This window comes from Thiomicrolovo immobilis, assembly GCF_039645955.1.
Taxonomy (GTDB): Bacteria; Campylobacterota; Campylobacteria; order Campylobacterales; family Sulfurimonadaceae; genus Thiomicrolovo; species Thiomicrolovo diazotrophicus.
Genome location: NZ_CP147916.1, coordinates 1,181,321 through 1,197,231, shown reverse-complemented (window position 1 = coordinate 1,197,231; position 15,911 = coordinate 1,181,321). Strand labels below are relative to the sequence as shown.

The 15,911-nt window shown below is 58.4% G+C and carries 13 protein-coding genes; 12 read left to right on the top strand and 1 reads right to left on the bottom strand.

Annotation, left to right across the window (positions count from 1 at the left end; translation table 11 throughout):
* Window positions 1-49: 49 nt before the first annotated feature.
* The 8 genes from folD to WCX72_RS06090 are packed head-to-tail and all read left to right on the top strand — an operon-like array spanning window position 50 to window position 6,638.
* Entirely contained in the window at window positions 50-907 is an 858-nt protein-coding gene (gene folD, locus WCX72_RS06125; protein WP_345971427.1) for a bifunctional methylenetetrahydrofolate dehydrogenase/methenyltetrahydrofolate cyclohydrolase FolD, read from the top strand.
* Window positions 904-1,725, top strand: coding sequence for a signal peptidase I (lepB, locus tag WCX72_RS06120; RefSeq protein WP_345971426.1), 822 nt, complete (start codon window positions 904-906; stop codon window positions 1,723-1,725). Before folD ends, lepB begins: the two co-directional genes overlap by 4 nt.
* On the top strand, window positions 1,712-2,389 hold the full coding sequence (locus tag WCX72_RS06115; RefSeq protein ID WP_345971425.1) for a site-2 protease family protein: 678 nt from the start codon (window positions 1,712-1,714) through the stop codon (window positions 2,387-2,389). Before lepB ends, WCX72_RS06115 begins: the two co-directional genes overlap by 14 nt.
* A gap of 17 nt (window positions 2,390-2,406) precedes the next feature.
* The gene (gene rpiB, locus WCX72_RS06110; protein WP_345971424.1) at window positions 2,407-2,862 is read left to right on the top strand and encodes a ribose 5-phosphate isomerase B; all 456 of its coding nucleotides are present in this window, start codon (window positions 2,407-2,409) and stop codon (window positions 2,860-2,862) included.
* An 8-nt stretch (window positions 2,863-2,870) separates the two neighbouring features.
* Window positions 2,871-3,419, top strand: coding sequence for an adenine phosphoribosyltransferase (locus WCX72_RS06105; RefSeq protein WP_345971423.1), 549 nt, complete (start codon window positions 2,871-2,873; stop codon window positions 3,417-3,419).
* On the top strand, window positions 3,419-4,618 hold the full coding sequence (gene trpB, locus WCX72_RS06100; RefSeq protein ID WP_345971422.1) for a tryptophan synthase subunit beta: 1,200 nt from the start codon (window positions 3,419-3,421) through the stop codon (window positions 4,616-4,618). The genes WCX72_RS06105 and trpB overlap by 1 nt, the downstream gene beginning before the upstream one ends.
* 9 nt (window positions 4,619-4,627) lie before the next feature.
* The gene (locus tag WCX72_RS06095; protein ID WP_345971421.1) at window positions 4,628-5,233 is read left to right on the top strand and encodes a DedA family protein; all 606 of its coding nucleotides are present in this window, start codon (window positions 4,628-4,630) and stop codon (window positions 5,231-5,233) included.
* Window positions 5,202-6,638, top strand: a complete 1,437-nt coding sequence (locus WCX72_RS06090) for a leucyl aminopeptidase (RefSeq protein WP_345971420.1) — start codon at window positions 5,202-5,204, stop codon at window positions 6,636-6,638. The genes WCX72_RS06095 and WCX72_RS06090 overlap by 32 nt, the downstream gene beginning before the upstream one ends.
* Before the next feature lie 37 nt (window positions 6,639-6,675).
* Here WCX72_RS06090 and WCX72_RS06085 read toward each other — a convergent pair whose 3' ends face one another.
* Window positions 6,676-6,978, bottom strand: coding sequence for a hypothetical protein (locus WCX72_RS06085; RefSeq protein WP_345971419.1), 303 nt, complete (start codon window positions 6,976-6,978; stop codon window positions 6,676-6,678).
* A gap of 210 nt (window positions 6,979-7,188) precedes the next feature.
* On the opposite strand from WCX72_RS06085, the gene WCX72_RS06080 reads away from it, so the two are divergent.
* The 4 genes from WCX72_RS06080 to WCX72_RS06065 all read left to right on the top strand — a co-directional run bounded on the left by WCX72_RS06080 (window position 7,189) and on the right by WCX72_RS06065 (window position 15,862).
* Window positions 7,189-9,762 (top strand): cation-translocating P-type ATPase, encoded by a 2,574-nt coding sequence (locus tag WCX72_RS06080; protein ID WP_345971418.1) that lies wholly within the window; start codon window positions 7,189-7,191, stop codon window positions 9,760-9,762.
* A gap of 93 nt (window positions 9,763-9,855) precedes the next feature.
* Complete coding sequence (ychF, locus tag WCX72_RS06075; RefSeq protein ID WP_345971417.1) at window positions 9,856-10,956, top strand: redox-regulated ATPase YchF; 1,101 nt, start codon at window positions 9,856-9,858, stop codon at window positions 10,954-10,956.
* Window positions 10,957-11,159: 203 nt separating this feature from the next.
* Window positions 11,160-12,644, top strand: a complete 1,485-nt coding sequence (locus WCX72_RS06070; protein WP_345971416.1) for a 4Fe-4S binding protein — start codon at window positions 11,160-11,162, stop codon at window positions 12,642-12,644.
* Window positions 12,645-12,718: 74 nt separating this feature from the next.
* Window positions 12,719-15,862, top strand: a complete 3,144-nt coding sequence (locus WCX72_RS06065; RefSeq protein WP_345971415.1) for an efflux RND transporter permease subunit — start codon at window positions 12,719-12,721, stop codon at window positions 15,860-15,862.
* The last annotated feature ends 49 nt before the right edge of the window (window positions 15,863-15,911 follow it).

The window sequence follows — 15,911 nt, the reverse complement described above, 5'->3', positions numbered from 1 at the left end:
TTTATTGAAGTAGGGGTATATTATCAAAAAAATTATTAGGTCAGTTGAAATGCAGATACTCGACGGAAAAGCGCTTTCCAAGAAGATTGAAGAAGGTGTCGCCACCGCGGCCTCCGAACTCAAGGAACGGACCGGTCGCGTCCCGGGCCTCGCCGTCATCCTCGTCGGGAACGACCCCGCTTCCCATGCCTACGTCGGCATGAAAAAGAAGGCCTGCGACCGCGCCGGTTTCTACTCCGTCACCCACGAGATGCCTGAAACGATCTCCCAGGAGGCGATCGAACAGACCATCGAAATGATGAACGGCAACCCCAACATCGACGGCATTCTTGTACAGCTGCCGCTTCCGCCGCATATCGACACGACCCGCCTGCTCGAACTCGTCGCCCCGCACAAGGACGTCGACGGCTTCCACCCCTATAATGCCGGCCGCCTGATGACGGGACTGGACGGTTTCGTCCCCTGTACCCCGCTGGGCGTCATGGAGCTCTTCGCCGAGTACGAGATCGATCTCACGGGCAAAGACGCCGTCGTCGTCGGTGCCTCCAACATCGTCGGCAAACCGATGGCGGCCCTGCTGCTCAATGCCAACGCGACCGTTACCATCACCCATATCCACACCAAAGACCTCAAAGCCCACACCCAGAACGCCGACATCGTCCTGGTCGGGGCCGGGGTCATCAACCTGATCAAGGAGGACATGGTCAAAGAGGGGGCTATCGTTATCGACATCGGTATCAACCGCGCGCCGGACGGCCGCCTCGTCGGTGACGTCGATTACGAGAACGTCGCGCCCAAATGCTCCTACATCACGCCTGTGCCCGGCGGCGTCGGCCCGATGACCATCGCCATGCTGCTGAAAAACACTCTTAAAGCGGCCGAGATGCACGCACAAGAGCGCCAATGAAGACGAAGGTCAAACACGCCGCCAAAGCGGCCTACCGCTTCTCCAACAGCTGGACGGGAACGGTCATCATCGTTCTCTTCGTCATCTTTTTCGTCGCCCAGGCTTTTCGCATCCCAAGCGGTTCCATGAAAGACTCCCTGCTTATCGGCGACCACCTCTTCGCCAAAAAGTTCGCCTACGGCATCTCTACCCCGCACATCCCGTTTCTGGAGATCCCGCTTATTCCGGGCACCGACGGGCATATCGTCGACGGCGACACCCCTCAGCGCGGCGACATCGTGATCTTCCGCTACCCCAACAACACGACCCTGCACTACGTCAAACGCTGCGTCGCGACCCCGGGGGACGAGCTCTTCGTCTTCAACAAGGATCTCTACCTCCACCCGGTCGAAGGGGACGAGTATATTCGCCAGCACTACACCTTCACCCACGAACTCAAGGAGTTCGACGGCCGTCTCTGGGTGAAGAACCCCTATATGAAGGATCACCCTGGCATCCACCACGATCCCTCCATTATTGATGACGGCCGCTATCCGCAGCCCATCTTCAATTTCGGACCGGTCCAGGTCCCCGAAGGGCGCTACTTCATGATGGGCGATAACCGCGATCACTCCAACGACAGCCGCTTCTGGGGCGCCGTACCCTACGGCCTCGTCGAGGGCACACCCTGGTTCATCTACTTCAGCATGGACGACAACTACGAGATCCGCTGGGACCGCATGTTCAAAACTCCCGAGGACCTCGAACAGTCCCCCTACCTGGAGCGCGCGGTAGCCGAACGCCAGCGCGAAGAGGGCCAAGACCGTGGACTCTATTGATCTGCTGAAAATCGCTTCATCCGTCATCGCGCTGGCCATTGCCATCATCGGCCACGAGATCATGCACGGCTGGGTCGCCTACCGCTACGGCGACACGACGGCGAAACACGCCGGGCGCCTCTCGATCAACCCTCTGATCCACATCGACCCTGTCGGGACAATCCTTGTGCCGCTGATGATGTATTTCATCCCCATGCTGCTCGGCATGGGCGGCGGTTTCCTCTTCGGCTGGGCCAAGCCGGTCCCGGTCAACATGCGCACCGTCATTGCCAACGGCGGCTACAGTGCCGCCATGCAGGTCAGCCTTGCCGGCATCGCCTACAACTTTGCCCTCGCTTCCCTCTTCGCCGTCGTGCTGACGGGAATACACCAGCCGCTTCAGAGCGACGGGCTGGGCTATATTTTCCTCTACCTTGTCGTCATGCAGCTGGTCTTCATCAACGTGCTGCTCGCCGTCTTTAATCTGCTGCCGATCCCTCAGTTCGACGGGGCGCATTTTTTGATGTTCCTCTCGCTGAAGTACGGCCTGAACAACATTGCCATGTGGTTCCAGCGCCTGGAACCCTACGGCATGTTCATCGTCATCATCATCTTGATCACGCCGCTGAGAGAGTATGTACTTTTCATGCCCGTCCAGTACGTGCTGCATCTGCTATTATCTTAAAACCGAAGGAGTACTCCATGAAATTCTACATTGCCACCGACCACGCCGGACTCGACCTGAAAGACTACACCGTTGAACTGCTGAAAGCCAAAGGCCATGAGGTCGTCGATCTCGGCCCCCACAGCAAAGACCGCGTCGACTACCCCGACTTTGCCGTCAAAGTCTGTAACGCCGTGCTCACCGACGAGGAGGATGCCGACGGTATCCTGATCTGCGGTTCGGGTCTGGGGATGAGCATGGCCGCCAACCGATTCTCCGGTATCCGTGCCGCCCTCTGCCACGACGCCTACACGGCGACCATGGCCCGCGCGCACAACGATGCCAATGTCCTCTGCTTCGGCGAGCGTGTCGTGGGCCGCGGGGTCGCGGAATCCATCATCGACGCCTGGGTCACGGCTGCCTTCGAGGGCGGCCGCCACGCCGATCGCGTTGCAAAGATCGAAGCCGTCGGCGGCTGCTCGGCCACACTGTAAGGCCGCCCATGTCCCTGACCGTCGATCAAAAAGCCCTGCTTGAAAGTGCGATCCGCGATATTCCCGACTTCCCCAAGCCGGGCATCATCTTTAAAGACATCACGACGCTGCTGAACAACGCCGAGGCGTTCAGCACGCTGATGACGCATCTCAAGACGCGTTACGAATCTTATAACCTTGATTTTGTCGCGGGGATCGACGCGCGCGGCTTTATTTTCGGCGCGGCCCTGGCGCAGATGCTGGGTGTCGGTTTCGTCCCCATTCGCAAGAAAGGGAAACTCCCCTCCACGACCGTGTCGGAGAAGTACTCCCTTGAATACGGTTTTGACGAGGTCGAAGTGCATATGGACGCTTTCGGCTCGGACAAAGGTGCCAAGGTGCTCCTCATCGACGACCTGATCGCCACGGGCGGAACGGCGAAGGCCGCAGCCTCCCTGATTGAAAAAGTCGGCGCGCACTGCGTCGAAGCCTGTTTTATCCTCGGGCTTGAGTTCCTGCCGGGCATCGACAGCCTGACCGAACTCACCCCCGTTTATACCGTTATAGGAGTGGATTGATGTACATCCCCGAACCCTCCACGTTCGATCCCGATACCAACGGCCATTTTGGCATCTTCGGCGGCCGCTATGTTCCCGAAACCCTGATGCCGGCCCTGCTGGAGCTTGAAAAAGCGTATGAACAGTACCGTTTCGACGAAACCTTCTGGAGCGAGGTGGACGGCTACCTCAAAGACTATGTCGGCCGCCCTTCCCCGCTCTATTACGCGGCAAATGTCTCCGAAGAGCTCGGCGCGAAGGTCTACATCAAGCGCGAGGACCTGAACCACACCGGTGCGCATAAGGTCAACAACGTCATTGCCCAGGGGCTGCTGGCCAAGAAACTCGGCAAACAGAAGGTTATCGCGGAGACCGGCGCGGGGCAGCATGGCGTCGCCACCGCAACGATCGCCGCCCTGCTGGGGCTCGAGTGCGAAATCTTTATGGGGGCAAAGGATGTCGCCCGCCAGGAGCTCAACGTCTTCCGCATGAAACTGCTGGGGGCTAAGGTGCATGCCGTCGAGAGCGGCTCGCGTACCCTCAAAGACGCCATGAACGACGCCATCCGCCACTGGGTCACCCATGCCCGAGACACCTTCTACATCATCGGCACCGTCGCAGGACCCCACCCCTACCCGATGATGGTCCGTGACTTCCAGGCGATCATCGGCTGGGAAGCCCGCGCGCAGATTTTGGAAAAAGAGGGACGCCTCCCCGATACGGTTGTCGCCTGCATCGGCGGCGGCTCCAACGCCATCGGCATGTTCCAGCACTTCCTCGAAGACAAGGAGGTACAGTGCGTCGGCATCGAGGCGGGAGGTCTCGGAACCGAAACGGACAAACACGGCGCCTCCCTGCTTAAAGGACGCCCCGGGGTCCTGCACGGCCAGATGAGCTACCTGCTCCAGGATGATGATGGCCAGATCCTCGAAGCGCACTCCATCTCCGCCGGTCTGGACTATCCCGGGATCGGGCCGGAACACGCTTTCCATAAGGAGAACGGGACGGTGGCCTACGATACCATCACCGACGATGAAGCTCTGGAAGCCTTCGTCTGGCTCAGCCGCAAAGAGGGGATTATCCCAGCCTTCGAGAGCTCCCACGCCGTCGCCTACCTGAAAAAGATGCCCGACATCGCAGGTAAACTGGTCATCGTCAACCTCTCCGGCCGCGGGGACAAAGATATGATCCAGGCCAAAGACATGCTACACTTCGACTAAGGAGCGCGCGTGGAAGCTTATTTACTGGAACTGCTGCAGGAGTACGGTTACATCATCCTTTTCGTCTGGAGTATCCTGGAGGGGGAGATGGGACTGCTGATGGCCGGCATCATGGCTACAACGGGACATATGAACGTGCCCATCGCCATCTTCGTCGCCGGGCTCGGCGGTTTTGCCGGCGATCAGATTTACTTCTACATCGGCCGTTTCAACAAAGGCTTCATCCAACGGAAATTCCATGCGCAGCGCCGCAAGTTCGCCATTGCCCACCTGCTGCTTAAAAAGTACGGCTGGCCCCTTATCTTCGTGCAGCGCTACCTCTACGGACTGCGCACTGTCATCCCGATGAGCATCGGGATCACAAAATACTCCTCGAAAAAATTCGCCCTCATCAACCTGCTCAGCGCCTGGGTCTGGGCGGCGATCACGATTATCCCCGCCTACCTGCTGGGGGAACAGATCTTGCAGGTGCTCGAGTGGGGAAAAACCCACTGGTATTTTGCCCTACCGCTCGCCGGTGCCGCGCTGTACGGCATCACGACCCTGTTCAAACGAATCGAAAATCAAATGCTGGAGAAACAACATGCTCGTCAAGCTCGAAACGCAACCTGTTGAGTCCATCGACGCGGCCCTGACCGTCACCCTTCTGACGCCGGAGACGCTGGCCTCACACCCGAAAAAATACGTCCTCGAACAGGCCGGATTCGAAGCCAAAGAGGGGCAGAGCTGCATGCTGCACGAAGGCGCCGAATACGTCGCCGCCGTCACCGCCTTTGAACCCGACGCCATCCGGGACGCAATGGCCGCCACCGCCAAAAGCCTCAGCGGGTTTGCCTATGAGAGCGCCAAAATCGCGCAGTACGGCCTTGAAAACGCCGCCGCCCTTGTCGAGGGCATCATACTTGGAAGCTACAAATACACGCGCTACAAATCCGACGCCAAACCCTCCAAGCTCAAAACCTTTTACGTTGCCGGTGCGAATGACGACGGCAGTGCACTCGATGCCGATGCTCTGAAAACCGCCGTCGACGGCGCCGTTATCCTTGCGACAGCCACGAACTTCGCCCGCGACCTCGTCAATACGACCCCCGACGACATGGTCCCCGCCGACCTGGCCATCATTGCCCAGGATCTCGCTGACGCCAACGACCTGGGCTGCGAGATCTTCGACGAGCACGCGCTGGAAGAGGAGAAGATGCAGGCGATGCTGATGGTCGCCCGCGCCTCGGCACACAAACCCCGCATGATCCATCTCTCCTATGTTCCGGAAAACCCTGTGGCGACCGTCTCGCTCGTCGGCAAAGGGCTCACCTACGACAGCGGCGGACTGAGCCTCAAACCCTCTACGTCCATGGTCACGATGAAAATGGACAAGGCCGGCGCCTGTGCGGTGCTTGGGATCATGAAAGCCGTCAGCGAGCTGAAGCTGCCCGTCGCTGTCCACGGCTTTGTCGGGGCGGTGGAGAACATGATCGGCGGCAACGCCTACAAGCCCGATGACGTCCTCTTCGCCCGCAACGGCAAGACGATCGAGGTACGCAATACCGATGCCGAGGGACGGTTGGTCCTTGCCGACGTCCTCTCCTACGCCCAGGACAATGTCGAAGCGGACTACCTCTTCGACTATGCGACGCTGACCGGCGCCTGCGTCGTCGCACTCGGTCCCTATACGACGGGCATCATGGGCCACAGCAGCGCCCTCAAACACACCATCTACGGTGCGGCGGAGCGCGCGGGGGAACTCGTCGGCGCGCTGCCTTTCAACCCGCATCTGAAAAAAGCCCTCAAAAGCGAAATCGCCGATGTTAGCAACATCAGCAACATCCCCTACGGCGGCGCTATTACGGCGGCGATGTTCCTTGACCACTTCATTACCGACGGGATGAAAGAGAAGTGGATGCACTTCGACATTGCCGGTCCGGCCTACACGGAATCCGGCTGGGGCGTCAACCCCCACGGCGGAACCGGTGCCGGTGTTCGCACGACCGTCGCCCTCCTGCGCACGCTAGCAGAAAAGTAGGCGCTTCCCTCACCTTCCCGGCAAACAGGTTCGTTTGTCAGGAACCATTCATAAACAGCAGCAGCAATCCCAGCATAATCCCCGCCGCACTTGCCGCTGTCGAGAGTATTCCATCACTTCTGACCACGCTCCAGAGCTCCATGAGGTTTGAGGTGAGGAACTCACGGATGCCCGTAGAGGTCTCTAGGGTTTCCTCTGCAGTGCCGGCGTCTACAACCATTTCCGGCTGTTCCGACGCTGACAGCGCGATTGAAGTGAACGCGTTAGCTTCATAAAAAACAGCCGTCATGCCCGCGACGATTGCGAATAGTGCAATTGAAATGATCCAGTGGCGCTCCATGGGTCTACTTTCGATGGAATTGACTTCGATTCAAAGCCGACAGTAGTCTAACGTCATTTCGTTACAAAATAATTAATTTTAAATATTTAATCACCATACAACACTGCCATATCTTTTTCCAAGGCCCTATAACACCTGCTCCGCTTCATTTCCCGCGATGTAGCAGAATGAGTATGTTTGCATCTTCGATAACGATCACTGTACAATTACTTGACACTGGAGAAAGAGATGCTCAAACCCGACAGACCTGATTGGCATGACGTTGAGGGGCTGACCGACACCGAAGCGGCGGCACGGCTGCGCATTGATGGGTATAACGAAATACCGGGCGCGCGACGGCGCACATTGACCGTGATCGTACGCGACGTTATGACCGAGCCCATGTTTATTCTGCTACTGGCTGCAGCAGCGATCTATTTCCTCCTGGGGGACAACGCCGAGGCTTCCATTCTTCTCAGTTTCGTCATCGTTGTCATAGGGTCAACCGTTTATCAGGAACATCGCACAGAGCGCGTCCTGGAAGCCCTGCGGGATATGACGAGTCCCCGCGCTCTCGTTGTACGCGGCGGCGGGCAACAGCGTATCCCCGGACGCGAAGTGGTGCGGGGCGATATGCTTGTTCTGGTTGAGGGGGACCGTGTCCCCGCCGATGCCGTCATCCTGGCACAGCGGAACCTTCAGGTCGACGAATCCCTATTGACCGGCGAATCGGTCCCTGTCGGAAAGCGTCATTGGTTGGAGGGGGATCTACGCCTTCAACCCGGGGGCGAAGATCAGCCCTATGTCTACTCCGGCACCCTTGTTGTACAGGGGACGGCCATCGCGGAGGTCAACGCTACCGGTCCAAAAAGCACCATTGGTACTATCGGAAAATCTCTGCAGGACATCGAGACCGAGAAAACCCCGCTGCAGCTTCAGACGGGAAAGATGGTGCGTCTGCTCGCCGCTCTCGGTCTGCTACTGTGCGCGCTGCTCATCGTCGTCTACGGCTTGACGCGCGGCGACTGGCTCGACGGCCTGCTCGCGGGGATCACCCTCGCCATGGCAACGCTCCCCGAAGAGTTCCCCGTCGTCCTCACCGTCTTCCTCGCACTCGGGGCCTGGCGTATTTCACGGCGCCGCGTGCTGACCCGCCGCGTTCCGGCGATCGAAACCCTCGGTTCGGCAACGGTTCTGTGCGTCGACAAAACCGGTACACTGACGCAAAACAGCATGAACGTCCATACGATAGTCACCGGCGAAGCGCACTTCCGCGTCCCCGACGTAACAGACACGGCTCCGATGCCCGAGACCTTTCACGAACTGCTCGAATTCGGGATCCTTGCCAGCGAAGCCGACCCCTTCGATCCGATGGAAAAAGCGATGCACGCCCTCGCGCAACGCTATCTCTCCGGTACAGAGCACCTGCACGACGACTGGGAACTGGTCTACGAGTATCCCCTGTCGGCCGAAATGCATGCCATCTCCCATGTCTGGCGCTCCACCCACGGTGACGAGTACGTCGTCGCCTCGAAAGGTGCGCCCGAATCGATCGCGGACCTTTGTCATCTCGATGCTGCATCGTCAGCGCTACTCGCGCAGCAGGTCGAAGCGCTTTCATCGCAAGGCCTGAGGGTGCTCGGTGTCGCGGACGCCCGCTACTCCGGCAAAGAGTGGCCGAGCATCCAGCATGACTTCGCCTTTCGTCTGCTCGGCCTGATCGCCCTTGCCGACCCGTTGCGCCCCGCCGTGCCTTCTGCTATTGCCCGGTGTCATGCCGCGGGGATACGTGTCGTCATGATGACCGGGGACTACCCCGGCACTGCACGTACCATCGCCCGGGAGGCAGGGCTGAGAGCCGATACGCTGATGACGGGAAGTGAAATCGACGGCTGCGACGAAGCGGAGCTGGCCGCGCGCATAAGAACGATCAACATCTTTGCACGGGTCGTGCCCGAACACAAACTCAAAATCGTCAATGCCCTCAAGGCTGATGGTGAAGTCGTGGCAATGACCGGTGACGGTGTCAACGACGCCCCGGCACTCAAGGCATCCCATATCGGCATCGCGATGGGTGGACGTGGGACGGATGTCGCGCGCGAGGCCGCTTCGCTAGTGCTGCTTGACGACGATTTCACCTCCATTGTCGAGGCCGTCCGGCTGGGCCGGCGTATCTACGACAATCTTCGCAAGGCGATGGCCTATATTCTTGCCATTCATGTTCCGATCGCCGGCATGGCACTGCTGCCCGTCTTTTTCGGATGGCCCCTGATCTTTTTCCCGGTCCATATCGCTTTTTTACAGTTTATCATCGATCCGGCCTGCTCCGTCGTCTTCGAAGCGGAACGGGAAGAGACCGATGCCATGCTACGCCCTCCACGTCCTCTGGACGAGCCGCTTTTCGGCGTGTGGAACCTTGGGCTAAGCCTGCTGCAGGGCACCGGTGTGCTCATCTGGGCTATTGCCCTCTACGGTATAGTCCTGTCCCGCGGTGCCACGGCGGAGGATGCAAGGGCACTGGCCTTCACGGCGCTGGTCGTAGCCAACATCACGCTTATTTTTGCCAACCGGTCCTGGAAGCGTACGCTCTTCGCATCCCTGCATATCCCGAACCGCGCCGTTTGGTGGATTACCGGTGGCGCTCTCCTCTTTTTGGCACTCGCGCTCTTCGAGCCGCAGCTTCGCCAACTCTTCCGTTTCGGGGAACCAGACATCGCAGGCCTTCTGCTGGCCGTCGTTGCCGGTATCGCCAGTGTCGCCTGGTTCGAACTTTTCAAACTGCTTCGCGGCATCCGCTTCTCCTAGGGCCGCCACGAAAGCTTCGCTCTTCCCCTAACCCGTCCCTAACCCCCGAGAGAGTACAATGTCGGACTTATTTCTTATAGACAGGAAACCATTATGGGATTAGCCATCGGACTCGTCGGGCTGCCGAACGTCGGAAAATCAACTACTTTTAACGCGCTGACCAAGGCGCAGAACGCGGAAGCGGCCAACTACCCCTTCTGTACCATCGAACCGAACAAGGCGGTCGTCCCCGTCCCGGATCCGCGCCTGGACGCCCTGGCCAAGATCGTCAACCCCGAGCGCATCCAGCACTCCACCCTCGACTTCGTCGACATCGCCGGCCTCGTCAAGGGTGCCAGCAAGGGTGAGGGTCTGGGAAATAAATTCCTCGCCAATATCCGCGAAACGGAAGTGATCCTGCAGATCGTGCGCTGTTTCGCCGACGAGAACGTCGTCCATACCGAAGGAAGCATCGACCCGCTCCGCGACGTCGAGATCATCGAGACCGAACTGATCCTCGCCGACGTCGAAATGCTGCAAAACCGCATCGAACGCCTCAAAAAGCAGGCCAAAGCGGACAAGAAGGCGCAGGCGATGGTCGACTTCGCCCAGACCCTGCTCGACCACCTCGACCAGGGCAACCTTGCCCGCAGCTTCCCCGAAATCGACGACGACCGTTTCGCCGAACTCAACAAGGACCTGCGCCTGCTGACGGCCAAGGAGATTATGTACGGTGCCAACACGGATGAAGACGGCCTGCTTGAAGACAACGAGTATGTTCAGCGTCTCGCGGCCCATGCCGAATCACAGAACTGCGAAGTCATCAAACTCTGCGCGAAGATCGAGGAGGAGCTGGTCGGTTTGGAAGACGAGGAGCGCGACGAATTCCTCCGCGACCTCGGCGTCGAGGAGTCCGGACTGGAGCAGATCATCCGCAAAGGCTTCGATAAACTGGGGCTGATGAGCTACTTCACCGCCGGCGTCAAGGAAGTACGCGCCTGGACGATCCGCAAGAACACGACGGCACCGAAAGCTGCGGCCGTCATCCACAACGACTTCGAAAAGGGGTTCATCCGCGCCGAGGTGATCGGCTACGAGGACTTCGTCGCCTGCAACGGCGAGGCCGGTGCCAAAGAGGCCGGCAAAATGCGCCTGGAAGGCAAGGAGTACATCGTCCAGGACGGCGATGTCATGCACTTTAGGTTTAATGTTTGACGGTTGACTAAGTGCACACGTGCACTTCCGTTTCAACGTATAAAAGAGGGCTCCCCCTCTCTGCCCGGTTCCCCCGGAACAGGCCCGTTTTGCGCGGGATATCCCCTCCCTTTAACACTCCCTTAACACTAAGCTATTAAAATTACATCATTAACTTAAAAATAATTTAATTATATGATGTTTGTCATCAACGCAGGAATTCAATGGTAGATCATATCAAACGCGACCGAAACGACCTCTACGGCATGCCGCTGCTGGGATACCTCTTCAAGAACCAACGCTTTCTTTTTCTGTTGCGGCTGGCCGTGACGGCCCTCTTCTTTTACGCGATCGCCCTGGGCTTCGCCGTACCTGGGAAAGAGAACCTCTATACGCCGGCACTCTTCTGGGGGATTTTCTGGTCGCTCTTCATTGTCGTGTCGCTGCCGACCTTCGGGCGCATCTTCTGCGGGATCTGTCCCCACCGATTCCTGGGGCACTATCTCACGAAATTCGGCCTGAACAAGCGTATGCCCAAATGGCTTGAAAACCGTTTCATCGGCGTGACGCTGCTCATGGTCGGCTGGTGGGGTGTTTACTACAGCTTCCCCTCCGCGTACCATACCCCTTTCGGTTCGGCCGTGCTCTTCACTGTCATGACCCTGCTCTCTTTTGTCTTCTATCTCGTCTATAAAGAGATGAGCTACTGCAAATACATCTGCCCCATCGGCACCCTGACCCGGGCCTACGAGAAGCTCTCCTTCACGTGGCTGGGGACCTACCAGAGCGCCTGCAGCGAGTGCAAAACCTTTGACTGTGCCAAAGCATGTACACATGGCCTGAGTCCCTTCAACTTTGACAAAAAGAACTCGATGGGAGACTGTACGCTCTGCATGGACTGCTCGGACGCCTGCGAAGCGGTCAGCTTCCGCCTGACCAAGCCCTCGTTTTCGCTCTTTTCGCACTTCAAGATCGAAAAAGCGGAAGTCTGGGCCTACATCCTGATCGTCGCGGCCATCCCCATCACCATGGCGTTCCACCACGGCATGGGACGCAGCGCGATCGCCGACGAATTCATCTGGGCGAAAACGGCGGCGGCGCTTCAGGGGATCGCCGGCCTGGGCGGTATGGATACTGTCGGACTGTTTGCCTTTTTATACGCCGTGCTCTTCTCGGTCGTCATCACCGTTGCAGGCATGTTCGTCGCGTCCAAAATCCTTCAAAAAGAGTACACCACCGTTTTCTACACCCTCGGGTATGCCTTCGCGCCGCTGTTCATCTTCGGGTCGCTTTCGCATACGCTGGAGATGTTCTTTGTCAGCGGGATGGAAAAGATCGTCGACGGGTTCGCCTACGGCTTCGGCGTGCAGAGCGACTTCACCTCGCCGGCAAGCCGAAAGGATGCATGGGTGCACCTCTTCTCCTACCTGCGGTACGTCGGGGTGGCCTGGGCACTCGTTATCCTCTACAAACGCTTCGGTCTGATCGAGGCGAAAAAGCGCGCCAAAATCCTGGCCTTCCCGTTTGCGGCATCGCTGATCATCTTTTTTGTCGCCGTCAACCTCTACCGAGGCTACATCCTCGACACCTACGGCCGTGCGCAGCGCGGGCACCACAGCGCTCCCACGGAAAAGTTTTCTAAAAACGCACCGCAGGCAATGCGTGTGACGGCCGGACCTGCCGCAGAACACCCTGCAGGCAGGCTGTAGACCCTGCCGCGCCGTGGCAAAACGGCACCAAATAAAATACGCCTGCCCGGCCGGCAGGCAGAAATAGGCATAGCGTGAACAAAAGCAAGTTAACCGCCCCGGAGCAGACGCCCCTCCCAGAGAGTGAGAACACCCTGTTTGACAAACTGCTGAATTTTTTTATTGAAAACTATAAAATCAACTACACGCTCTTTTTCCTTCTTTTCGCCGCCGGGATCTATACCTATACAATGATCCCCAAGGAGATCTCCCCCGAGATCGAACCCGATACCATGACGATCCGCGGCAGCTACGGCGGCGCCTCCGTCGATGTCCTCAACCGCATGGTCGTGACGCCGCTCGAAGAGGAGACCAAAAACCTGGTCGGCGTCGAGAGCGTCACCTCGGTCATCTCCCCGGGCAGCTTCTCCGTACGCCTCGAGCTCGATAAAGGAGCCGACAAAGCGGAGATGGCCGAATCGATCCGCGACGCCATCGCCCTGGTCGTGCCGACACTCCCCTCCGATATGGACGAGCCTGCGGTCAGGAACGTGGCCCATGCGCGGGGGTTGATGCAGGTATCGGTGCGTTCGGACCGGGTCGGCCTGGACAGGCTCAGGGAACTCGCACAGAAGCTGAAATCCCGGCTGATGGCGATTCCCGGCGTTTCGGACGTCACGATCTTCGGCGATTCCGACCTTTTCTACGAGATCATGCTTGACGAGCGGCGCATCGACGCCTACGGACTGTCACATACGGAAGTGCTCAAAACCATCTCGGAACTCTCCTATATCTACCCCCTCGGCAAGATCGACGACGCCAAGGCCCAGTATTTCCTCTCCGTCGGAAACCAGAAGAAGTTCGTGGACGCATTTGAACAGACCGTGCTCAATATCGGCGACCGCCAGATCGCGCTCAGGGACATCGCCACGGTCACTAAACGCTACGAAGACGCTTCGACGCTGGCGAGCATGAACGGCAAAACCGCCATTACCCTTTCGCTTTCGCAGAACCCGAAAGGAGATGCCATCGCCATTGGGGAACAGATCTATAAACTCCTCGAGAGCATGAAGGTCGACGGCGTCGATTACGATGTCAGGCAGGACCAGACGACGATCATCCAGGAGCGCCTCAATATCGTCATCTCAAATATCCTCTTCGGGATCATCCTCATCACCCTGATGACCTTTGCCCTGATCAATGCGCGCATGGCCTTCATCATCGCGCTGGGCATCCCGACCTCCTTTGTGCTGGGGAGCATCTATTTCTACTTCACCGGGTACAGCATCAATATCAATTCCCTGATCGGGGTCATCATCGCCATCGGTATCATCGTCGACGACGCCATCGTCGTCAGCGAGAACATCCAGCAGTACATCGAAAAAGGGTACGCACCGGCAAAGGCGGCCTTCCTCGGGACGCGGGAGATGGCCAAGCCCGTCACCATCGCCTCGGCCACCACACTCTTCTCCTTTATCCCGCTGCTGATGATCAGCGGCCGGCTCGGCGAGATCGTGCAGATGATCCCCATCGCCTTCAGCGCTCTGGTCATCGCGTCTCTGCTCGAGTCGTTCATCTTCCTGCCGATCCATGCGGTGCACCTGCTCAGCCCCGCCTCGCGCACCCTCTCCTGGGAGGGAGTCAACCGACGCTATTCGGCAGCCCTCCGGCTGCTGATGCGGTATCAGAAAACCTTTTTGCTGCTCTTTGTCATCATCATCCCGCTGCTGATCTACAGCGGTTTCAAACACGCAAAATTCCAGATGTTCCAGCCCTTCGACGCCACCGCCCTGAACATCACCTTCAAAGCGGCCCCGACGACGACCCTCGAGGAGTCCCTCGCCATCGTACAGGCCATCGAGAAGGACCTTCTCAAGGAGCGCGGCCGTTTCGGCGTCGAAAATGTCACGTCGACGGCAGGATACCGGCGCAGCGCCACGGGAGACACCGAGATGTTCCCCTCCGTCGGGTACATCGGCGTCGAACTGCAGAAGAAAAAACCCGACAACTTTATGGACAGCTACATTACCCCCTACCTCAGTTTCTACGACAGCCGGCGCGACAGCGTGCGCGAACGCTCCTCCAAAGCCATCTCGAGGGATCTGCGGGCATGGCTCGTATCCCAGGGCTACAAGGAGCATTACGGACTCGAAGAGCTGATGGTCGTCGAAAAGGGGATGGGCTACGCCAAAGCGGATATCCGTATCGGGCTGATGAGCGACGATTACCAGCAGGCGATCCGGGCGGTCAAAATGCTTGAAACAGAGCTCGGCGCAATCGATGGCATCAAGTATGCCGGCGACAACATCAAACGGGGGATCGACGAGATCAAGATCAAGGTCAACGCCTACGGCGAACAGCTCGGCATCACCGATGCCTATCTGGGCAATTTTGTCTCGGACCTCTATCTCTCCAAACGCATCGGCGTGATCTTCGACGGTCAGAGCCTGCTCGATATCAAGGTCCGCTCCGCCTACCAGGACGATTTTGCGTTTTTCGAATCCCTCGGCGTGCCGCTGAAGAACGGACAGATCGTCCGCCTCCGGGATGTCTGCGATTTCGAGGTGATCACCGCACTGGAGCGGCTTGTCAAGGATGACGGTGAGACCACCTTTTTCGTCTTTGCCAATGTCGACTCGAAAATCATCACCGCCTCCGAAGCGCTTCAGAAGCTCAAACCGACCCTCAGCAGGCTCAAGGCGGAGGGGGTCCGTTTGAAATTCAAAGGCGAAGCGGAACAGAAGAAAGCCCTGGAGACCGACCTCGTGCTGGCGACGGTCCTGTCGGTCATCCTGATTTTTATCGCCATCCTTTACCTCTTTAATTCGATCCGCGAGACGCTGATCGTTGTCTCCGTCATCCCCTTTTCCCTCCTGGGGGTCTTGATGGGGCACGCCCTCATGGGGCTGAACCTCTCCATGCCCTCGCTGATCGGCGCGCTCGGCCTCGCCGGCGTTATCGTCAATGACGGCATCATCATGATGTCCACGCTCCGGCATGCCGGCAGCGCCGACGAGATCCACCTCCTGGCCGGCAGGCGCTTCAGGCCGATCATCCTGACGTCGCTGACGACTCTCGTGGGGCTCTCCTCCCTGATCTTCTTCGCCTCGGGCCAGGCCGCCACCTTCCAGCCTCTCGCGGTCTCGCTGGGATTCGGTCTGGCGTGGGGCACCGTCTTGAACCTCTTCTACCTGCCCGTCATGTACAGCTATGTCCATAAGCAGCGCGTCCCCTCGTGACGCAGGGCATAGCGGTCGTTTCTACACATTCTTATCATATATATTTAAT